Consider the following 20,887-nt stretch of genomic DNA (forward strand, 5'->3'; position numbering starts at 1 on the left):
TTCGGCAACAGTAGCGCTCCGTTGATGAAGAGAAAAAGGGCCGCGCAGTGGCACGGCCCGGAAAATGTCAACAACGCGACGATTCAGCAGTGAATCTACTTCTCCTGATCTTGCGGCTCTTCCGCTGCGGAATTGGTGGGCGTCGGCTTATTGGTCGACGGTTCCTGCACCGGTTCCGTTTCGCGCAGCGTTTGAATTTCTTCTTCGAGCCTGGCGGCATCCTGCTTCAGGTCGTCGATGCGCTGAAAAATTGCGTTGACCATTTCGTCCTTGAGAATGTTTTTCTTGTCCGCGGTGCGGGCGTCGTCAATGAACTTTCCCAGGTCGGTATGAGCGGCAGTGATTTTTTTATGAATCGAGGCCATGTCGATCTTTTTTTGCACGATGTCTTTGTACTGACCGGCACGATGCGTCGCTGATTTGAATGTATTGCGCGTCGCTTCCCATAACTTTTCCGTCGACTCTTTCCACTCTTCTTTGTAATCCTTGAAATCGTTCATTTATTTCCTCCATTTTAGACAACAATGAGCCTACATCATAGCAGGATCAGGCGTGTCGTCAAGCACTGAAAAGTAGTGCATCGAGCGCTGGCCGGTGCTGCTTCTTGCTTGCCCCGTACCGTGTTTTGTTTTAAACTGCCTCCGTTTACACGTTTATTCTTCATTTCACTTTTCAAGGAGCGGGTCAATGGCCGAAGCAGGAAAAACCAGATTTCAAATTAATTTGAGGCATTTTTTACGTGAACGCGATGTCGACCGGAATTTGACCCGGGTCATTTGCGAGATCGCTGACGCTTCAAAATATATCGTTAATTCAATCCGTACCGGTGATCTCGGCGTGGCCGGTACCTCGAACCTTTATGGTGAGGAGCAGTTGGCGCTGGATGTTCTGTCCGACCGTATTTTGCGCAAGCGGCTGGCGCATTCCGGGGTGGTTGCCAATATTGTGTCTGAGGAACAACCGGAGATTGTTCCGTTGTCTCCCGATTGCGAAGGGAAGTTCTCGGTGGCCTATGACCCCCTTGACGGCTCTTCGCTGGTTGATGTCAACCTGGCGGTCGGCACAATCATTTCGATCTATGCCGGGTGCGATTTGTTGCAGCCGGGATGCAATCAGGCGGCGGCGATGTATATCCTCTATGGACCGCGCACGACGCTGGTGTTGAGTACCGGTGACGGGGTGCATGAATTCAATATGAATCAATTGATGGAATACACCCTGACACGCGAAAATATTCAGGTCGGTGCGAGCGGCAGTATCTATTCGCCCGGCGGCCAGCGCAACAAGTATACGGCGGGGGTGCAGAGCTTTGTCGAGCAACTTGAGGCCCGTGGCTCCAAATTGCGCTACAGTGGCGGCTTCGTTCCCGATATCAATCAGGTGTTGATGAAGGGGAAGGGCATTTTCTTCTATCCTCATTTAAACGACACCCCCGAGGGAAAATTGCGCGTCCTGTTTGAACTGAATCCAATGGCGTTTCTGATGGAGCAGGCCGGTGGCGCGGCTTCAAACGGAAAATCGCGGATTCTTGATATGGTGCCGGACAACATCGACATGCGCGCTCCGGTTTTTATCGGCAGCAAGGATGAAGTGGCTTTGGCGGAGCGCTGTATTGCCGAGCAGGGGTGACGCTTCCTCCCCCGCAACGATGATTATACGCAAGCAGTTTATTATTTGCGGTACAGTACAGGGGGTCGGTTTTCGTCCCTTTGTCTACCGTATTGCGTCTGCTCACGCATTGACCGGCTGGGTGTTGAACGACAGTCGCGGGGTGACGATCGAGGTTGAGGGGAGGGCGGCGCAGCTCGAAGCGTTCGCCGTTGCCCTGGTTGACGAATTGCCCCCCCTGGCGCGCATCGATCGTTGTGAGGTGATCGAACAAGCAGCGACCGGCGCGACCAGCTTTACAATTCGTGCCAGTGAAGATGCCGCTGCGCGTACGGCGGAAATATCCCCGGACACCTTTGTCTGTGCCGATTGTCTGCACGAACTGTTCGATCCTGCCGACCGCCGTTACTATTATCCCTTCATCAACTGCACCAATTGTGGACCGCGTTTTTCCATTGTCACCGGCGTTCCCTACGATCGGGCATTGACGACGATGCGCGATTTTCCGTTGTGCCCCGCGTGTCGCTCTGAATACGAGGATCCCGCTTCACGGCGCTTTCATGCGCAACCGAATGCCTGCCCCGTTTGTGGTCCACAATTACGTTTGCACAGTGCCGCAGGGGGGGAACTTGCCGAGCCGTTAACCACAACGATCGAACTGCTCAGGGCGGGAAAGATTGTCGCGATCAAGGGGCTGGGCGGCTACCATCTGGCGGTTGATGCGACGAATGATGTGGCGGTGGCGGAACTGCGGCGGCGCAAAACGCGCGACGAAAAACCGCTGGCGCTGATGGTTGCCGACCTGTCCGCGGCACACGCCATTGCCCGCCTCGACGCGGCTGAAGAGAAGCTTCTTGGCGGGGTTGAACGGCCGATCGTCTTGCTGGCGCAACGTGCGGACCATGGTTTGTCGTCGCTGCTGGCGCCGCGTAATAACACCTTTGGTTTGATGCTCCCCTATACCCCGCTGCACCATTTGCTGTTCACCGCCGGGTTTAAAGCGTTGGTGATGACCAGTGCCAATCTCAGCGATGAGCCGATGGCCTACCGTGACGCTGAAGCGCGGGCGCGACTGGGATCGGTCGCCGATTTTTTTCTGAGTCACAATCGTGACATTCATACGCGTGTCGATGATTCCATCGTCCGCACCATGGCGGGGCGCGCGCTGCTGTTGCGTCGTTCGCGCGGGTATGTGCCGCGCAGCGTGGTGTTGGCGCAGCGACAACCCTCCGTTCTGGCGCTGGGGGCGGAATTAAAAAATACGATTTGCCTGACGCGCGGCGACGCAGCGTACCTCAGTCAGCATATTGGTGATCTGGCCAACGAGACCGCCTGTGATGGCTTTGAACAGGCGATTGCCGCATTCAAAACCCTGCTCGCGGTCGAACCGGCCATCGTTGCCCACGATCTCCATCCTGATTACTACACTACGCGCTTTGCTGAACAACTTGATGGTGTAGAGCGGATCGCGGTGCAGCATCATCACGCTCATCTGGTCAGTTGTATGGCAGAAAACGGGGTCACTGCGCCGACCATTGGCATTATTTGTGATGGCCTCGGCTACGGCTCCGACGCTACGCTCTGGGGGGGGGAACTGTTGCTCGGCGATTGCCGCGATTTCCGCCGCCTCGGCTCTCTGCGCCCGCTGGCGATGCCTGGCGGCGATGCCGCGAGCAGAGAACCGCGACGCATGGCGCTGAGTGCGCTGGTTGCTGCCTACGGTGACGACCTGCCCGATTTACCGCTGCTGGGCAGCGCATTTTCCGGCGGAGAGTTGAAGCTTCTGCTGCAGATGCTGGCACAAGGAATCAACGCTCCGCTCACCTCCAGCTGCGGGCGCTTGTTCGATGCCGTGGCGGGGCTGATTGGTCTGCGCCAGATTGTCAGCTACGAGGGGCAGGCGGCACTGGAGCTGGAGCAGGCGATCAATGGTGCTGAAAACGAAAGCTACAGCTTTGCCATCATCACCACGGAATCCGGGATGATTTTTGATTCATTGCCGGTGATCCGCGCCGTGGTCAGCGACGTCCTGGCCAGCACCCCGGCGGGGACGATCAGTGCGCGTTTTCATAATGGGCTGGCTGAGTTGTTCGTTGCCGCCTGTGTGCGGGTTCGCGCGGCGCAAGGGGTTAAGGGTGTGGCGTTGTCCGGCGGCGTTTTTCAAAACCGCTACCTGACCGAGCGCACTGTTGTCTTGCTCGAAGCGGCCGGTTTTGAGGTGTTGACCCATGCGCTGGTGCCACCGAATGACGGCGGGGTGGCGCTCGGACAGGCGGTGATCGCCGGCGCGGCGCGCGGCGCTTCAGCGTAGCCGGCGGAAATCGCGCAACTGGAGCAGCAGGATCGGGGTCAGGCAGCCGCCGATGAGCAGAAACGCCGTCGCGATGCCGTAGCGATCCGCGCCAACGCCGACCAGCGGGCCGGTGGCAACAAAGCCGAGACGGAAAATCAGCGACTTGAGAGACAAGATGCTGGCCCGGTTATGACGGCTGCTGTGGCGTTGCAGATGATGCCGCAAAAACGGACCTTGCAGGCCGCGCATGGCGGTCAACAGATAATAGCCGAGAAAACAGAATATTCCGCCGTAAAAGCCGAGGATGAGATAACCTGCCACGCTTAATCCCCCGCAGAGAAGTGCCAGTTTGCTATCCCCCAATGAAAAATGAACCCGTTGACTGAGAAATGAAAAGAGCGCCACGGTGAGGTTTGCTCCGGCCCAGATCGGACCGAACCAGATGAGCGGGGTCCCTGCTTCGCGCAGATACGGTTGAATCAGCCAGACCGGATAGAAGGAGGCCAGCCCGAAGAGGGTGGTGAGCAACAGGGAAGCGCGCAAAGCCCGGTTGTCATGCAGGGCGTAGCGAATAACTTCACCGGCCGCGCGCAGATGGTTGGGGTGCTGGTGCTCGCTTTTGACCGGTGGCTCCCATAAGGTCAGGGCCACCGCGAACGCCAGCGTCCAGATGCCGACTTGAAGCAGAAAGGGGAGGGTCGGGGAGAGGGCGTAAACCGCTCCGGCAAAGAGTGCCCCGCAGGCCTCGCCGGTCTGGGCCCAACCGGCCATGCGCCCGTCGTGCCGTGCATAGCCCTCTTCCCGCCCGGTCCAGCGCAACGACTCAAAGAGCAGCGCCGTATCAGAACCACTGATAAAGGCGAAAGCCGCGCCGAGCAGAATCTCCGCGACCATCACCAGGGCAAAGGTATCGGCGATAGTGTAGACCGCCCAGCCGCAGACACCAATGCCGGACGCGATCAGCAGGGCACGGCGGTAACCGATGCGATCACTGATGTAGCCAGAGGGGTATTCGAAGAGCAGGGTGGCGAGGGAAAAGACCCCTTGCAGAACCATGATGTCAGTCAGGCTGAGACCAACCCGATCCTGCCAGTAGAGGGTGATAATCGCCATTGGCAGCAGGAACATCTTGAGGAAGGAAAAGCCGTAGAGCTTCCTGATGTTGCAGACGGCCAAAAGGTGATCCGGAGAGTGTGTTGGTGTCGCCTTCACTCCTGCCAGTAGATACAGGCCGCCGGACAACTGTCCATGGCCTGCTCAATTTTTTCAGCTGACGCTCCCTGGGGATTGTGGACAGTCGATTTTTCGATAGCATGATTCATCGAAAAGACCTCGGGGCAGATCTGCGTGCAGACCTCACAGCCGATGCAATCATCTTGTTCAACAACGGGAATCCGTGCCATGGAGTGCTCCTTCTCTAATTTTGTTGCACTATCAGGTGAATTGACTTCTTTGTCAATGCACAATCCGGCGCTTATGTGCAGAATTTCGCTTGTCTGTCTGCGCTGATTGACATATAGTGTTTACGTTTAATATTCTGATTTTACAGCCATTTTTTCTGTTTATGCTGGATACGGGAGGCACTGTGGATATTCTCGGGATCGATATTGGTTTTGGTTTTACCAAGGCAACCAATGGCCGTGATACGCTGATTTACAAGTCGGTTTTCGGCGAGGCGAAAGAACTGCAATTTCAGGAACAGATCCTTGCCGGCAGTGCCGCGCAGGAACATCTCCAGATCGAAGTTGACGGGGCGTCTTTTTTTGTCGGTGAGCTGGCGGAGCGCCAGAGTGATGTGCGCTTCTTTACCCTTGATCAGGACCAGTTTGTGACCCAGTTTGCCAAAACCTTGGCATTGGCGGCGGCTGCCCGCCTGGCCGGGAGCCACATCCCGGTGAATCTGGTCACCGGCTTGCCGATTGGCCATTACCGACGGCACAAAAACGATCTCGCCAAAATTTTGCAGGGTAACCACGCCATCGCCTTGATCGATGAAAATGGACAGCGGCAGGAAAAGACGATCAATATCAACAAGGTGCGCGTTATTCCCCAGCCGTTCGGTTCGATGTTTAATCTGATGCTCAACGATCTTGGTGAGTTGGGGGACAAGCGGCTGGTGCATGAAAAAATTGGCGTGATCGATGTCGGATTTCGTACTTCGGACTACACCGTTGCGGACAAGATGCGTTATTCCGAGCGGGGCAGCCGGACGACCGACTCCGGGATCTCCCGTGCCTTTAATGTGATTGCCGGGAAGATTCGCGAAAAAAGCGGGGTTAATGTCGAACTTTACCGCCTTTACAACGCAGTCGAAACCGGTTCAATCAAGATTCGCGGGCAGCAGTACGAACTGACCAATTTGGTCGATCAGGTCTTCAAACAACTGGCCAATACCGTGGCCAGCGAGGTTGATCGACTGTGGGCAGATGATTGGGACATCGACGCGATTGTGATTACCGGTGGTGGTGGCGCGGTGCTGGCCAAATATCTCCAGCCGTTGATTCACGGACAGCTCCTCCAGTCTGACGTCATGCTTGAGGATTCACGACTGAACAATGTGGCGGGTTACTGGAAGTTCGGCAAACATCTTTGGGCGCGTGGTCTTGGTGCCCTTGCTGCCTCTTGAATCCTTGCCCGGATGCAGCTCACCATGCAGGGGTGTCGGGGACTGATGCGATGAAGAAAATTACTTCAGCTGATATCATGCGTCTTTTTCCGGTCAGTGCCCGACGCTCTCATTCCTTAAAAGACATTCAGCGGATGTTGCGGATTTCAAGCCGGGAACGGAGTTATCTTCGTACTGCACTCGACCAGTTGCTCGCCTCCGGACAACTGGTTCTGCTCGGGAACCGGCGTTACGCGGTGCCCCGTCGCGGTAAGTGCGTTGCGGGGGAGTTGAGTGTGCATCCCGATGGCTTTGGCTTTGTCGCCACACCGGGGCGAGACGATATCTACGTCAGTGGCCGCGACCTGCATGGTGCTATCGATGGTGACCAGGTGAGCGTGGTGCTCGGCGCACCGGGCAGGTCCGGGCGGTTGCGTGGCCGGGTTGACGCGGTCCTCTCCAGAAAACGTGCGCAGCTTGTCGGGCGTTATTACGAACGATCCGGCACCAGTCATGTGATCCCGGATGATCCGCGCATGTCTCAGCCGGTGATGATTGCAGCGGACCAGCGCGAGGCGGCCCGTGATGGTCTGGTGGTTGTCGCAGAAATTCTCCCTCCCCGTGCCGGGACCGTTGCACTGCGTGGAAAGATTATCGAGGTGCTGGGTGATCCGGCAGATCCCGCCATCGAAATGATCCGCATCGCCCGCCGTTTTGAGCTGCCGACCGAGTTTCCGGCTGAGGTCATTATGGCCGCCGCACAGATTGCCTCTGTGGTGAAGGAAGAAGAGCTGGCGGGGCGGCGCGATCTCAGGCATCTTCCGTTGGTGACGATTGACGGAGAGTCCGCCAAAGACTTCGATGATGCGGTACTGGCGACCCGTGAAGCTGACGGCAACTGGCGATTATTGGTTGCCATCGCCGATGTCGCTCATTATGTCGACGCGGGGGGAGTGATCGATCTTGAAGCACGCCGCCGAGGAACCAGTGCCTATTTTCCCGCAGCCTGCCTGCCAATGTTGCCGGAGGCATTGAGCAACGGCATCTGCTCACTGCAACCGGGGGTTGACCGTCTGGCGCTGGTCGCCGAAATTTTGCTGTCAGCGAGCGGTGAAACCCTTGCCGCACGTTTTGATGAAGCGGTGATTCGCAGCCAGGCGCGCCTGACTTATACCGACGTTTTTGCCTGTTTGTCCGCCGCCGTTGTGCGTGAGGCGGTGGCTCAATTGCGTCCGCAACTCACGCTAATGGCGGAGCTGGCAGGCCGACTGGAAAGATTGCGGCGGCGCCGTGGCAGTATCGATTTTGATCTGCCCGAAGCTGAAATTATTCTCGATCTGCGCGGTCGCCCCGAACAGATTATACGCAGTGAGCGGACGATTGCCCATGGCTTGATCGAAGAATTTATGCTGGTTGCCAATGAGGCGGCGGCAAAATTTCTGGTGGATCACCAGTTTGCAGTGCTTTATCGGGTGCATGAACCGCCCACCATTGCCGCCCTTGACCAGTTTCGGGAGTTTTCTGCCTATCTCAATTACGGACTCGCTGTCGCTGCCGGTGACGTTACTCCGCTTGAATTGCAACAGCTGCTGGCCTCGGCAGCAGGTCAGCCTGAAGCACATATTTTGCATCGGGCGCTGTTGCGAGCCATGCGCCAGGCCCGCTACTCTCCAGAACCGCTGGGCCATTTCGGGCTGGCATTATCACATTACTGCCATTTTACCTCTCCGATCAGACGCTATCCTGACCTCTTTATCCATCGTCAGTTGCGCGCCGCACTGCGCGGCGCAACGTGTCGCTATGCAGCAGGAAAAGAGCTGGCACGGCTGGGGGAAGAAACCTCACTGTGTGAGCGACGGGCGATGGAGGCAGAGCGCGACATGCTGAGGTTGAAGAAATGTCAATTTTTGGCTGAACACACCGGGAATCAGTTTGCGGGGGTGATTTCCAGCGTTCAGCCTTTCGGGTTTTTTGTCGAGCTGGAAATGTTTCTGATCGACGGTCTAATAAAAATTGCTGATCTGGATGACGACTATTACCTCTACGAGGCGGAGCGACAACGCCTCGTCGGCACCCGCCGTCGGCGCATCTTCGCCCTGGGGGATCCCTGCCGGGTAACGGTTACGCAGGTTGATATTGATCGCCGCCAGATCGATTTTTCACTGGTGGTCGATTGAAGAGGGTTGTTGTCAACGCTGCCTGGACCTCTTTTGTCACCACGCTACCATGGTGAGATGATGCGGATCATTCGAGCTTTGGAGAATGTGACCGGTGCGCTACGCAATCCGGTCATGACGATCGGTAATTTCGACGGCGTGCACCTTGGACATCGCGAACTCTTTCGACGGGTCGTGACCCGCGCCGCCGAGTATGACGGTGATGCCGTGGTGCTGACCTTTGATCCGCATCCGCTTAAAATCATCGCCCCGCAACGTGCGCCACGTTTGATCAATACCCGCGACGAGAAAGAACGCCTGATCGCCGCGTCGCGGGTTGATGTCTTGCTCAATCTTCCTTTTAACGCAACATTAAGTTCATTGACCGCTGAGGAGTTTGTTTCCCGGGTGCTGGTTGAACAGGTCGGTGTGCGCCACATCATCGTCGGTTTTGATTACGCCTTCGGGGCCGGACGCCGCGGCGACATTGAACTGTTAGCGCGGCTTGGTGAGCAGTATCGCTTTGGAGTCGAAGTGGCCAAACCGGTCTGTATTGACGATGAAGTTTACAGTTCGACCCGCATTCGGCGGATGGTCGGTGCCGGGCAGATGGCGGAGGTTGTTGCCTACCTTGGCCGTCATTATAATCTGGAGGGAACGGTCGTCGCCGGTGTCGGGCGCGGCAAACAACTCGGTTTTCCGACCGCGAACCTGACCACGGAGAAAGAGTTGATCCCGGCCGACGGTGTTTATGCGGTCAAGGTCTGTCTTGACGGGTCGATTCACGATGGCGTCGTCAACATCGGCAGTACGCCGACTTTTGACGCCGGTCGTTACACCATTGAGGCGCATCTCTTTGATCTGGATGCCGATCTCTATGGAAAAGCGCTGCGTGTTTATTTTATCGAACGACTGCGGGATGAAAAGCGTTTTGCCGATGCGGATGCATTGACCCAGGCAATTGCCATGGATGTCGCGCGGGCAAAAGAGCTGTTACAGGGTGCGCGAATTATTGAATATCATGAATATCTGGGGTGACACGATGCTAGCGACAAAAGGGTTTTGGTCGGCAGCAGTGTTCCCCCGGGCCTGTCTATTCCTTGACAGGTTCAATGCGATTTTATACTATTAACGCCGGACTGATGATATTGAATGTTCTAGAATTTCAGGAGATGTGACGGTATGGCCTCCAACCGACTTGGCGAACTGCTGGTTCGCAACGGTCTGATCGACGAAAAACAGCTTTCAAAAGGTTTGGAAGAGCAGAAGCTGAACGGTGGTCGTCTCGGTGCCAGCCTGATTAAACTCGGTTATATCAAGGAAGAAGAGCTGGCGGCGTTTCTGTCACGCCAGTACGGTGTCCCGTCGATCAATCTGAGTGAATTCGAGATCGACCCCGCAGTTATCTCTGCCGTTCCCGCCGACGTCTCCCAAAAATACCAGATTATTCCGATCAACCGTGCCGGTTCAACCCTGATCATCGCCATGAGCGACCCGTCGAATATTTTTGCGATCGACGACATCAAGTTCATGACCGGTTACAACGTTGAAGTGGTGGTCGCACCGGAAGCGTCAATCAAGGACGCAATTGACAAGTATTACGATCAGAGTGCGTCGTTGGCCAGCGTCATGGACGATCTCGAAGACATCGACATGGAGGTCATCGAGGGCGATGAAGAGGTTGATGTCGGTTCTTTGGCGCAAGCGACCGAAGATGCCCCGGTTGTTAAATTATGTAATCTGATTCTGACCGATGCGATTAAACGCGGCGCCTCGGATATTCATATCGAGCCGTATGAAAAGTCGTTTCGGGTGCGTTACCGGATCGACGGGATGCTCTACGAGGTGATGAAGCCGCCGATGAAGCTGAAAAATGCGATCACCTCGCGGATCAAGATCATGGCGGAAATGGATATTGCCGAGCGTCGCCTGCCGCAGGACGGGCGGATCAAAATCAAACTTGGCAAAGACCGGGATATGGATTACCGGGTCAACTGTCTGCCGACCTTGTTTGGTGAAAAGATTTGCCTGCGGTTGCTCGATAAGTCGAATCTGCAACTCGACATGACCAAACTGGGGTATGAAACGAAGCCGTTGGAGTGGTTCAAGAAGGAAATCCACAAACCGTTCGGCATGTGTCTGGTCACCGGCCCGACCGGGTCAGGAAAGACCGTTTCGCTTTATTCCGCACTGTCGGAGCTGAACAAGGTCTCGGAAAATATATCGACGGCCGAAGATCCGGTCGAGTTTAACTTTGCCGGCATCAATCAGGTGCAGATGCACGAGGAAATCGGGCTCAACTTCGCCTCGGCACTGCGGGCATTTTTGCGTCAGGATCCGGATATCATTATGATCGGTGAGATTCGCGATTTTGAAACTGCCGAGATCGGGGTCAAGGCGGCCTTGACCGGGCACCTGGTGCTGTCGACCCTGCACACCAATGATGCACCAAGTACCATCAACCGTCTGCTCAATATGGGGATCGAACCCTTTCTGGTCGCATCCGCCGTCAACCTGATCACCGCACAACGGCTCGGCCGACGGACGTGTCAGGAGTGCAAACAACCGGAAGATATTCCCAAAAAAGTATTGATCGAAGCCGGTGTACCCGAGGCCGATGTCGACAGCTATGTTTCCTACAAAGGGACCGGTTGTCCGGTGTGCAACGATACCGGTTGCAAGGGGCGGGTCGGTATCTATCAGGTCATGCCGATGTTTGAGGAAATCAAGGAAATGGTTCTGGGGGGAGCCAATACCGCCGAGATCAAACAAACCTCAATGAAGCTGGGCGTAAAAACGATGCGCCAGTCGGCGCTAACCAAACTCCAGGAAGGCGTTTTGTCGATCGAGGAAGTCGGGCGCTGCACGGTTGCTGATACCTGAGCCATTTCCTCGCAAATACTCAAAGGATGGCTAAGTAAAAATTTTGTCCGACAAGGCTTGGTGTTTTTTCAGGGGCGAAGGCCTGCATCAGGCAGGTCGAGGTCCTGAAAAACCGGCGTAACGCAGTAGGGCGGACTTTTTGCGACGCCATCACATAAGGCTGAAATTAAATGGCGACAATTCATCAATTGCTCAAAACCATGGTCGAACAGGGGTCTTCCGACCTGCATATCACCACCGGGTCTCCCCCGCAAATTCGTATCGACGGTCACATGACCCCGCTCAAATTGCCGCCGCTGACGGGCAACGATACCAAGAATCTCTGCTACAGTATCCTTACCGATGATCAGAAGCGCCGCTTTGAAGAAGAGAACGAACTTGATTTCTCCTTCGGTGTCAAGGGATTGGCGCGGTTTCGGGGGAATCTGTTTCGCCAGCGCGGCGCGGTCGGCGGGGTGTTCCGGCTGATTCCGTTTAAAATCCTGACCTTCGACGATCTGGGTTTGCCGCCGGTGGTCAAGGCGATTACCAGTAAGCCCCGGGGACTGGTACTGGTCACCGGGCCGACCGGGAGTGGCAAATCGACCACCCTGGCGGCGATGATCGATGCGATCAATTCAGAGCGCCACGAGCACATCATCACCATCGAAGACCCTATCGAGTTTATTCATCCGCACAAAAAATGCCTGGTCAACCAGCGCGAAGTGGGGGGGGATACGGTTTCTTTCAAGCGGGCATTGAAGGCGATTCTGCGTCAGGACCCCGACGTGGTTCTGGTTGGCGAGTTGCGCGATCTGGAAACGATCGAAGCGGCGTTGACCATTGCCGAAACCGGACACCTGTGTTTTGCGACCCTGCATACCAACTCTTGCGCACAAACCATCAACCGGGTGGTTGACGTTTTCCCCACCAATCAGCAGCAACAGGTGCGCACCCAGCTTGCATTTGTTCTCGAAGGGGTCCTGTCACAAACCCTGGTGCCCAAGGTTGGCGGCAGAGGGCGGGCGCTGGCGCTCGAAGTCATGGTGCCGAATGTCGCGATCCGGGCCTTGATTCGCGAAGACAAGATCCATCAGATCTATTCACAGATGCAGATGGGACAAGATAAATATGGGATGCAGACGATGAATCAGCAACTTTTCATGTTGCTGCATCAAAAACAGATTACGCTCGAAACGGCCATGTCACGTTCCAGCGATATAGACGAATTGAAACAGATGATTGCCAACCCGGCGGCGCACATCAAGCGATACGCCACCCCGCCACCACCGAAGCGTTGATTTGAGGAACCATGCCCAAATATTCGTGGGAAGCAAAAGACAAAAAAGGTAAAGTTCACAAGGGCGAGGTTGAAGCGCCGAATGAGGATGTTGTCCGTGCCCAGGTGAAAGCCCAGGGGTTGATGGTCACCGCCGTCAAGGAACGCGGCAAGGGGCTGGATTTTGAACTCAAAATCCCCGGCTTTGAGCCCAAAGTCACCACCCGCGACCTTGTCATCTTTACCCGCCAGTTCAGCACCATGATCGATGCCGGTTTGCCGCTGGTGCAATGCCTGGATATTCTGTCGAGTCAGCAGGAGAATAAAACCTTCAAGAAAATGCTGACCCAGATCAAGGAAGATGTTGAATCCGGCTCCACCTTTGCCGATGCGCTGAAAAAACACCCCAAAGGTTTTGATGAACTCTACGTCAACCTGATTGCCGCGGGCGAGGTCGGCGGTATTCTGGATACCATTCTCAACCGCCTGGCGGCGTATATCGAAAAAGCGCAGAAACTCAAGAAACAGGTCAAAAGCGCCATGACCTACCCGATTACCATCATCGGTATCGCGGCGTTGGTTATTATTGTCATCATGGTTTTTGTTATCCCCGCCTTCGAAAAAATGTTCGCGGATTTCGGTGGTTCATTGCCGATGCCGACCCAGATCGTCATCGCCATGAGTCGCTTTATTACCAGTTATATTCTGGTGATCATCGGCGCCGTTTTCGCGTTTATCACCCTTGTTAAACGCATTTATGCCACCAAAAAGGGGCGGGAGATCATGGACGACTGGTTCCTTAAACTCCCGGTCTTTGGTGAACTGATCCGCAAGGTTTCAGTCGCCAAATTTACCCGAACCCTGGGGACAATGATTTCCAGTGGCGTGCCGATCCTTGATGGCCTGGAAATTGTCGCCAAAACCGCCGGCAACAAGACTGTGGAAAAAGCGATCTATGTCGTCCGGCAGAGCATCAGCGAAGGGAAGACCATTTCCGAGCCGCTCACCAAAACCGGCGTTTTCCCGTCGATGGTGTGTCAGATGATCGCCGTCGGTGAACAGTCCGGATCGATCGATACCATGCTCAATAAAATTGCCGATTTCTATGATGACGAGGTCGACGATGCCGTCGGCAACCTGACGGCCATGATGGAGCCAATGCTCATGGCCTTTCTCGGTACAACCGTCGGTGGTCTGGTTATCGCCATGTATCTGCCGATTTTCAAACTTGCCGGAGCCGCGGGCGGTTAAGGTTTCTGCATGTCGGCACAGCAAGACCAGAACGCAGCTTTGACCCGCGTCCGGCAGTTTCAGTGGCTGCTGCTGTTCAGGATTACCGTCATTCTGATTTTTTTAGGGGGGACTTTCCTGTTTTATTTCCGGGAAGGTCTTCTCTGGACCTCGCCGCACCTTTTCCCGCTCTATGGGTTGGCCCTTTTTTCCTTCATTCACGCCCTGCTTTCCTCGGTTTTTTTGCGACGAACCCGTCGTTTCAGGCTGTTTGTGCAGCTGCAAGTTGTCTGGGATATTGTCTTCGTCGCATTTCTTATCCATTTTTCCGGGGGGATAAACAGTTTTTTTTCGTTCGCCTATATCCTGCTGATCGTCAGCTACAGTTTTTTTCTCGACCGCAGAGAACTGCTGCTGTGCGCCTCCGGTGCCTCCATCCTTTACGGGAGCATGCTGGATCTGCAATATTACGGCTACCTCGACTTCTTGCAGGTGCCGCCCGCCGGTCCAATCCCGTTGTCCGAAGTTGTCTATGCGGTGTTCCTCAACGTTTCAGCCTACTACATCACCGCCTTGCTGGGGGGTGCCCTGGTCTCCCGTTTAAATCGCAGCGAACGTGCCCTTGAAAAAAAGGTAATCGACTACAAGGAACTCGAACGGCTCAACCGCAGTATTCTTTACAGTATCAGCAGCGGCTTGATGCTGATTAACAGCGCCGGGCGCATTCGTCTGTTAAATGCCGCCGCCGAACGGATCACCGGTTACCAGCTCAAAGAGGTCTACGACACGCTTTTGATCGACCTTTTCCCCGAATTTGAGGCGTTTGACGGAGGGTTTAAACTGGTTAAGCGTGGCGAATGCCGGATACTGTCGAAAGGTCGTCAGGAAATCTGGCTGGGTTACAATTCGACCCTCATCAAACATCCGGGAGAAGGCCATTTAAGTTTGCTTATCACATTTCAGGATCTGACCGAGTTGAAACTTTCGGAGGAAAGACTCCAGCAATCGGCGCGGATGGTCGCCGTCGGGCAGTTGGCGGCAGGGCTTGCCCACGAGATCCGCAACCCGCTGGCATCGATCAGCGGGACGATTCAATTGCTCCTTGAAAATCGGTCGATACCGGAAAAGGACACGCGGCTGATGGCATTGACGATGCGTGAAGTGCGCCGCCTTAACACGCTGCTCACCGATTTTCTGGTTTACGCCCGGCCCTCCCCGTTGCGGCGTTCAGCGGTTAGCGGCGAGCAGATTGTCGAATCGCTGTTGCTGCTGGTCGATGCTGACGAGCGTTTCAAGGAGATTAAGATCGACTGTTCATCCGTTTCTCAAGAATCGTTTTCGCTGGATAAGGAGAAGGTTTGTCAGGCTCTGTGGAACTTGCTGCTCAATGCGGCGGCTGCGTTGCACTATCGCGGCACCATTTCCATCACCTTTGATCCCGGCAAGGCGCAGATCAGAGTTGAAGATAACGGCCCCGGTGTCCCCCCGGAACTCAAACAGCGCATCTTCGAGCCGTTCTTTACCACCAAAGATGCCGGGACCGGGCTGGGGCTGGCGACTGTTTTTACCATCATGCAGGCACATCATGGGCAGATCACGGTTGCTGATCGCCCCGGCGGTGGTACCAGCATGATTATGGAATTTTGATGGCGTCGCAAAAATTCCGCCCTCCGGCGTTACGCCGGTTTTTCAGGACCTCGACCTGCCTGATGCAGGCCTTCGCCCCTGAAAAACCACCAGGCCTTGGAGGACGAAATTTTTGCCTGGCCATCCAATTTTTTTTGCGAGTGCATCAATTTTGATCGACAGCCAAAGTGGAGTTCACCATGACTCAGGATAAACAAAATTTTCAACTGCTGGTTGTCGATGACGACTCCAGTCTCAGAGAATTTTTGACCATCATGCTCGAGCGCGAAGGCTATCAGGTGACGGCTGCACCCGACGCACTAACCGCGTTGAAGGTGCTGCGCTCCGGCAGCTTCGATTTGATTCTCAGTGACATCAAGATGCCGGGGATGAGTGGCATTGAACTGCTCGATGTGGTCACAGCTGAAGCTCCGGAGACGATCGTGGTGATGATGACTGCTTTTTCCTCGACCGAAGACGCCGTTGATGCGATGAAGCGTGGCGCCTATGACTACATCGTCAAACCGTGCGATAACGATGAATTGCGTCTGGTCATCAGCAACGCTCTCGAACGTAAAGCCCTCAAACAGGAGAATGTGCGGCTCAAAAAAGAGTTGCACAAACTCCAGTCGTTTTCCGGCCTGGTCGGCAAAAGCAAGGCGATGCTTGCGGTTTACGATCTGATTGACAAGGTAGCCGACAACCGGGTGTCAGTGCTGATCACCGGCGAGAGCGGCACCGGCAAAGAAATCGTTGCCCGGACCATACACCAGCAGAGTTCGCGAAAAAATAACCCGTTCATTGCCGTGAACTGTGGCGCGATCCCTGAAAATTTACTCGAAAGTGAACTGTTCGGCTACGAAAAAGGCGCGTTTACCGGTGCCGAGCGGCAGAAACCCGGGTTGATGGAAGAGGCTCAAGGCGGCACGCTGTTCCTTGACGAAATCGGCGAACTGCCGCAACTGATGCAGGTCAAACTGTTGCGCGTGTTGCAAGAGAGCGAGGTTCGCCGGGTCGGTGGCAGCCGCTCGGTCAAGCTCGATTTCCGTTTATTGACCGCCACCAACAAGAACCTGACCGATGAGGTTGCCGCCGGACGTTTTCGTGAAGATCTTTATTATCGGCTCAATGTCATTGAGCTGCGCCTGCCCCCGTTAAGAGATAAAAAAGAGGATATTCCACAACTGATCAAATATTTTTGCGCGCGCAGAAACACTGAGGATGTCGTCGTCGCAGAGGACGCCTTGCGCTGCCTGACCGCTTATCATTGGCCGGGGAATGTCCGTGAGCTGGAAAATGTGGTTGAGCGCTGCCTGGTATTGGGGCAAACGAACGTTATCGAGAAAAGCTGCCTGCCGGTCGAGTTAGTAAGCCCCTGTGCATCTTTGGAGGTGGCGGTCCAGTTGCCTGCCGACCGCTTTGATCTCGACGCCTACTTGCTCAAGGTTGAAAAATCGTTACTTCTCGCCGCGTTGCAGGAAACAGGAGGGGTCAGAAAAAAAGCCGCCGCACGCCTCGGCATGACCTTTCGCTCGATCCGTTACCGACTGGCCAAGTTTGATCTGGATCGGGAAGAGGAGGCGGAGTGAATGGTGACGTTTTGTGTTTCAAGGCTGACAAATGATAATAAATAGTTTTTGTAACGATTCACCTGTCCACCCAAAGGTCGTCATCCCCGAGCGATCCTGTCGGGGATCTCAACGTTCAACCCTGAAACCCCTGGATTCCGGCTAAACCCCTGCCGGAATGGCGCGCGATTTTTCGCGGCTAAAAGCCGCTCCCACAAAAGTGCTGAACAGTTACAAAAGTTTTTTCACGGTGAGCAGAATAGTTACAGTTTTTCTTCGTTTTCTTTGTGGTGAGAAAAATCGTGCCAGCGCATAAATAACATTTCTTTTAGAGCGGTCAATAAGGCTCTTCTTTCCAGCAAAAACGATTTTGCCCACCGATCCTGATATTTAAAAGAAGTATTGGCTCCGCGGGGTCAGGTGGAACCCAGTAAAGAACGAGGAAATTTCGGGCGCTGGCATCCAGCACATATTCCCTCACCGTTATCTTTTTGCCTTGGACCGACCTTCGTCGTGCAGGGGCAATCTCGTCAAACGCGGAAATATTCTCTACCATTGACCGGTAGCTTTGCTGCAAGCGTTCCACAAAACGAACCGCACCCAATTCAGCATACTCGTCAAGAAATTCTTTCAATCGGCGAGCAAACAAAGGTGTGGCGACAACCTCCCGGGTCATCCTCTTTTCTTCTCCATAACAGCCTTAGCCCGAGCTAAAGCATGATCGAACCGGGCATCAATCTTTGCAGCAGACTCACAAACGCCCGTTAACTCATACTCTTCCCATGCCGCAAGTGCTTCTGCTTCAAACTGAATATCAGCCTCGGCTGCTTCAATTGCCGGAGCGCCAATCGCCTCAAGCACGGCTCCCATCGGTCTGCCGATTTTTTTTGATAGAGCTTCCAGCCTCTCGGCAAATTTATCATCCACCCTTAAATTAAGTTGCCTGGTCATAACTGTACCCCTTTCGTGTTTTTCAGTATGCTAGCAGTTGCTAGCATACAAGTCAAGTTCAGTCAGGGGGACGGGGGACGCAGGGAAGCTATGTAAGTTATTTGGTGACTGTTCAGCTCTTTTGTGGGAGCGGCTTTTAGCCGCGAAAAATCGCGCGTCATTTCGGCAAGATTTCAGCCGGAATCCAGGGTTTTCAAGGTTGAACGTCAGGATCCCCGACAGGATCACTCGTGGATGACGCCCCTTGGACGGGCAGGTGAATAGTTACAGTTCAATGAATGTATCAAAAAGTTTGATCTGGATCGGGAAGAGGAGGCGGAGTGAATTGTGACGTTTTGTGTTTCAAAAGTGACAAATTTTGTCTCACGTTTCCACGCTAGCGGGGGAGGGTGGGGCTGCAATATTTAAAAGACTCTTCCATGCAGGTCAAAAAAATCACCCGTCCACAAAGACAACCATCTGATTATAAACGATTTTTCTTCGTGTTCTTCGTGCCTTCGTGGTGAGAAAGATCTTTTGCTTTTGATCGTATGGAGTCACTTGCAATTTGGTATGTTGCTTGCTAATATATCGAACGTGTATGCAACGAACTTAAAACCAGTGTGCCGGCGCAAAAATTTAAACATTCAATGCCGTCGGGTTGTTGTTCATTAACGAAAGGAGCTTTAACATGTTGAAAAAGTTCAGAAAGAATGAAAAGGGTTTTACCCTGATCGAGCTGCTGATCGTTGTCGCGATCATCGGTATCCTCGCGGCGATTGCCATCCCGCAGTTCGCATCCTACCGGCAGAAAGCGTTCAACTCGGCTGCCCAGAGTGACCTGAAGACGATCAAGACCACGGTCGAAGGTTACTACACCGATCAGTACTACTACCCCTACTGATTTGACCTAATTAATGAGCTAATGGAGGAAATAAAAATGCGTAATAATAAACTGGTGACTGGTCTTATGATCGTTTCCGCACTCTTTTTCGTGTCGAGTGCATTGGCAGAAGATATTACGACTGTGCAGGGCGCAGGAAAAATTAATATCGGCACGAGCACACCTGTCAAGAAAGAAATCGGTCTTTCCAAGGGCGTTGAAGTTCGTTATGTTAATCCGGGAGATACTGCGGCTACCGCACAGTGGTATGTTGTGGCCAGTGTTCATTCCGGCGGCAACGCAGGTTACGCCACAGCCCAGAATCTGACCAATATTATGACGACGCAATATAAGCCAGGTGAGCCGACCTCGACTGTTCTGACGACGATTCCTATTATTGAAGCGTCTAAAGACGCATGGCCTTCAGGTCCGGTTAGTGCTTGGGTCGCCCAGTAACAGATTGTTTATAAATCTGATTGAAAAGCCCTTCTTTATGAAGGGCTTTTCAATTTTAAGGGGGCTGAATCAGTAGTCGTTCTGCGTAACTGTATGTGGATCTGTTCATGAGTTCTCCAGTCGAAAAGTTTTCGTTCCCTGTTATTGTTGTCGTTGCGACGTTGTTTCTGGCGCAGTTACTCAATCCGTCTTTTTGGGGGATGAGTGGCAGGGTATTTTTGGTTTTTCTGGTTGCTTTTTTTGTTTTTGTTGTAAGCAGAAGCTCTATCACCCGCACCTCCTGTGTCAATATTTCGCAAGTTCACTTATGGCTGGCAGGTGGACTTGTGTTGGTGTTTTTAAGCTCAACATTTGCTTTCAACAAGTCGTGGGCGTTACTCATGACAGCGGTGTTGTTGCTTTATGTCCTGCTGTTTTTTCTTATTGTCCATATTTCCGGAATGCGGCATGACTTTCCTCTTTTGATCATTGATCTTTTATTATTCTTCGGGTTAGTGGGCGCGCTTCTCGGTTTCTATGAATATGTCTACTATCACAGTTGTGGTCCGACTCATGCCCCCTTGATTCCCTACCTGCTTCCCCCGGATGGGGAGGGCCGAATCAGCGGTCCTTATGGACAGCCGAACCTTTTTGCTCTTTTTTTGACCTTAACGCTGCTTGCCTATTTCTATCGTTATTTGCATGCTTCACTGGCCCCCCGGTGTCGGTCTGTGATCCTCGAATCTCTGCGTTTTTTGCCTTTTCTGGCGGTCGCCTGCGTATTTTTTTTGACTCGTTCCAAGGGCGGGTTGCTGTCGCTTTTTCTGCTCATCTGCTTTCTTCTCTGGCTGGTTGCCAGCAAGCGGTATCTCGCTGATGATTGCGATTCGAGAAAAGAGTTCTTTCGGTTGCTTGGGTGTCTCTGTGTGGCTTTTGTTCTCTCCCGTCTGACATTTACTACAGGTGTTGAGGAATTTGTAGCGACGCGCTCACTTTCAAATACAGGTATCAACCCTGATGGCCGGTTTGTTTTCTGGACCAGCGCGATCCTGATTTTTCTTGATCACCCGTGGCTGGGCGTTGGTCTGGATAACTATCGTTTTCTTATGAACGGCTATGGCCCGGCCTCGCACGACTTGCTTGGATTTGTCAATTTTGAGGCGATGAAGTCAACTTTCTGGGCACATAACGAATATTTACAACTGCTGGCCGAGGGAGGCATTTTTCTTTTTGGACTGGTACTGTTTTTTCTTTTCTTTTTTTTCAAAAAGATCTGGACATATTGCATCAGGCCAGCACATATTGATAGGCCACTTTTCCTCTACAGCCACCTGTTTCTGGTGCCTTTCCTGATTCAGTCCCAATTTTCGTGGCCGTTGCGACATCCTGCCCTGCTCCTTCTTTTTGTCACC

Annotated in this window: 18 protein-coding genes; 13 read left to right on the forward strand and 5 right to left on the reverse strand. The window is 53.8% G+C overall.

The window, feature by feature from the left end:
• Window positions 1-95: 95 nt before the first annotated feature.
• The gene (locus K0A93_11520; GenBank protein ID MBW6512718.1) at window positions 96-500 is read right to left on the reverse strand and encodes a hypothetical protein; all 405 of its coding nucleotides are present in this window, start codon (window positions 498-500) and stop codon (window positions 96-98) included.
• A gap of 187 nt (window positions 501-687) precedes the next feature.
• Here K0A93_11520 and K0A93_11525 point away from each other — a divergent pair, with 187 nt between their 5' ends.
• Entirely contained in the window at window positions 688-1,629 is a 942-nt protein-coding gene (locus K0A93_11525; protein MBW6512719.1) for a class 1 fructose-bisphosphatase, read from the forward strand.
• A gap of 19 nt (window positions 1,630-1,648) precedes the next feature.
• Window positions 1,649-3,919, forward strand: coding sequence for a carbamoyltransferase HypF (gene hypF / locus K0A93_11530; GenBank protein MBW6512720.1), 2,271 nt, complete (start codon window positions 1,649-1,651; stop codon window positions 3,917-3,919).
• Here the strand turns inward: hypF and K0A93_11535 are convergent.
• Both K0A93_11535 and K0A93_11540 read right to left on the reverse strand, forming a co-directional pair.
• On the reverse strand, window positions 3,911-5,029 hold the full coding sequence (locus tag K0A93_11535; protein MBW6512721.1) for an MFS transporter: 1,119 nt from the start codon (window positions 5,027-5,029) through the stop codon (window positions 3,911-3,913). The genes hypF and K0A93_11535 overlap by 9 nt on opposite strands.
• An 80-nt stretch (window positions 5,030-5,109) precedes the next feature.
• A complete protein-coding gene (locus tag K0A93_11540) occupies window positions 5,110-5,304 on the reverse strand; it encodes a ferredoxin (protein MBW6512722.1) in 195 nt (64 codons plus the stop codon).
• Window positions 5,305-5,486: 182 nt separating this feature from the next.
• On the opposite strand from K0A93_11540, the gene K0A93_11545 reads away from it, so the two are divergent.
• From K0A93_11545 to K0A93_11580, 8 genes are all read left to right on the forward strand, one after another.
• Window positions 5,487-6,527 (forward strand): ParM/StbA family protein, encoded by a 1,041-nt coding sequence (locus K0A93_11545; GenBank protein MBW6512723.1) that lies wholly within the window; start codon window positions 5,487-5,489, stop codon window positions 6,525-6,527.
• A gap of 50 nt (window positions 6,528-6,577) precedes the next feature.
• A complete protein-coding gene (rnr, locus tag K0A93_11550; protein MBW6512724.1) occupies window positions 6,578-8,683 on the forward strand; it encodes a ribonuclease R in 2,106 nt (701 codons plus the stop codon).
• A gap of 60 nt (window positions 8,684-8,743) precedes the next feature.
• The gene (locus K0A93_11555; protein ID MBW6512725.1) at window positions 8,744-9,700 is read left to right on the forward strand and encodes a bifunctional riboflavin kinase/FAD synthetase; all 957 of its coding nucleotides are present in this window, start codon (window positions 8,744-8,746) and stop codon (window positions 9,698-9,700) included.
• Between the two features lie 144 nt (window positions 9,701-9,844).
• Window positions 9,845-11,545, forward strand: coding sequence for a type IV-A pilus assembly ATPase PilB (pilB, locus tag K0A93_11560; GenBank protein MBW6512726.1), 1,701 nt, complete (start codon window positions 9,845-9,847; stop codon window positions 11,543-11,545).
• Window positions 11,546-11,715: 170 nt separating this feature from the next.
• Entirely contained in the window at window positions 11,716-12,825 is a 1,110-nt protein-coding gene (locus tag K0A93_11565) for a type IV pilus twitching motility protein PilT (protein MBW6512727.1), read from the forward strand.
• Between the two features lie 11 nt (window positions 12,826-12,836).
• Window positions 12,837-14,054 (forward strand): type II secretion system F family protein, encoded by a 1,218-nt coding sequence (locus K0A93_11570; GenBank protein MBW6512728.1) that lies wholly within the window; start codon window positions 12,837-12,839, stop codon window positions 14,052-14,054.
• A 9-nt stretch (window positions 14,055-14,063) separates the two neighbouring features.
• A complete protein-coding gene (locus tag K0A93_11575; GenBank protein MBW6512729.1) occupies window positions 14,064-15,680 on the forward strand; it encodes a PAS domain S-box protein in 1,617 nt (538 codons plus the stop codon).
• A 179-nt stretch (window positions 15,681-15,859) separates the two neighbouring features.
• Entirely contained in the window at window positions 15,860-17,248 is a 1,389-nt protein-coding gene (locus tag K0A93_11580) for a sigma-54 dependent transcriptional regulator (protein ID MBW6512730.1), read from the forward strand.
• A gap of 316 nt (window positions 17,249-17,564) precedes the next feature.
• Here K0A93_11580 and K0A93_11585 read toward each other — a convergent pair whose 3' ends face one another.
• Complete coding sequence (locus tag K0A93_11585; protein ID MBW6512731.1) at window positions 17,565-17,903, reverse strand: hypothetical protein; 339 nt, start codon at window positions 17,901-17,903, stop codon at window positions 17,565-17,567.
• Window positions 17,900-18,178 carry a hypothetical protein gene (locus K0A93_11590; GenBank protein MBW6512732.1) on the reverse strand — a complete coding sequence of 93 codons (279 nt, stop codon included), beginning with the start codon at window positions 18,176-18,178 and terminating at the stop codon, window positions 17,900-17,902. Before K0A93_11590 ends, K0A93_11585 begins: the two co-directional genes overlap by 4 nt.
• 670 nt (window positions 18,179-18,848) lie before the next feature.
• On the opposite strand from K0A93_11590, the gene K0A93_11595 reads away from it, so the two are divergent.
• The 3 genes from K0A93_11595 to K0A93_11605 form a co-directional block, all read left to right on the forward strand.
• The gene (locus K0A93_11595) at window positions 18,849-19,061 is read left to right on the forward strand and encodes a prepilin-type N-terminal cleavage/methylation domain-containing protein (GenBank protein MBW6512733.1); all 213 of its coding nucleotides are present in this window, start codon (window positions 18,849-18,851) and stop codon (window positions 19,059-19,061) included.
• Window positions 19,062-19,097: 36 nt separating this feature from the next.
• Window positions 19,098-19,496, forward strand: coding sequence for a hypothetical protein (locus tag K0A93_11600; protein MBW6512734.1), 399 nt, complete (start codon window positions 19,098-19,100; stop codon window positions 19,494-19,496).
• Between the two features lie 95 nt (window positions 19,497-19,591).
• Window positions 19,592-20,887: O-antigen ligase family protein (locus K0A93_11605; protein MBW6512735.1), on the forward strand; the 1,296-nt coding region annotated here is incomplete at its 3' end.

It is taken from the genome of Desulfuromonadaceae bacterium (genome assembly GCA_019429445.1).
GTDB lineage: Bacteria > Desulfobacterota > Desulfuromonadia > Desulfuromonadales > JAHYIW01 > JAHYIW01.

Bases quoted from the DNA above. Each gene is read 5' to 3' on its own strand.
- K0A93_11520 (MBW6512718.1), bottom strand. From the start codon at position 500: ATGAACGATTTCAAGGATTACAAAGAAGAGTGGAAAGAGTCGACGGAA.
- K0A93_11525 (MBW6512719.1), top strand. From the start codon at position 688: ATGGCCGAAGCAGGAAAAACCAGATTTCAAATTAATTTGAGGCATTTT.
- hypF (MBW6512720.1), top strand. From the start codon at position 1,649: ATGATTATACGCAAGCAGTTTATTATTTGCGGTACAGTACAGGGGGTC.
- K0A93_11535 (MBW6512721.1), bottom strand. From the start codon at position 5,029: ATGTTCCTGCTGCCAATGGCGATTATCACCCTCTACTGGCAGGATCGG.
- K0A93_11540 (MBW6512722.1), bottom strand. From the start codon at position 5,304: ATGGCACGGATTCCCGTTGTTGAACAAGATGATTGCATCGGCTGTGAG.
- rnr (MBW6512724.1), top strand. From the start codon at position 6,578: ATGAAGAAAATTACTTCAGCTGATATCATGCGTCTTTTTCCGGTCAGT.
- K0A93_11555 (MBW6512725.1), top strand. From the start codon at position 8,744: ATGCGGATCATTCGAGCTTTGGAGAATGTGACCGGTGCGCTACGCAAT.
- pilB (MBW6512726.1), top strand. From the start codon at position 9,845: ATGGCCTCCAACCGACTTGGCGAACTGCTGGTTCGCAACGGTCTGATC.
- K0A93_11565 (MBW6512727.1), top strand. From the start codon at position 11,716: ATGGCGACAATTCATCAATTGCTCAAAACCATGGTCGAACAGGGGTCT.
- K0A93_11570 (MBW6512728.1), top strand. From the start codon at position 12,837: ATGCCCAAATATTCGTGGGAAGCAAAAGACAAAAAAGGTAAAGTTCAC.
- K0A93_11575 (MBW6512729.1), top strand. From the start codon at position 14,064: ATGTCGGCACAGCAAGACCAGAACGCAGCTTTGACCCGCGTCCGGCAG.
- K0A93_11580 (MBW6512730.1), top strand. From the start codon at position 15,860: ATGACTCAGGATAAACAAAATTTTCAACTGCTGGTTGTCGATGACGAC.
- K0A93_11585 (MBW6512731.1), bottom strand. From the start codon at position 17,903: ATGACCCGGGAGGTTGTCGCCACACCTTTGTTTGCTCGCCGATTGAAA.
- K0A93_11590 (MBW6512732.1), bottom strand. From the start codon at position 18,178: ATGACCAGGCAACTTAATTTAAGGGTGGATGATAAATTTGCCGAGAGG.
- K0A93_11595 (MBW6512733.1), top strand. From the start codon at position 18,849: ATGTTGAAAAAGTTCAGAAAGAATGAAAAGGGTTTTACCCTGATCGAG.
- K0A93_11600 (MBW6512734.1), top strand. From the start codon at position 19,098: ATGCGTAATAATAAACTGGTGACTGGTCTTATGATCGTTTCCGCACTC.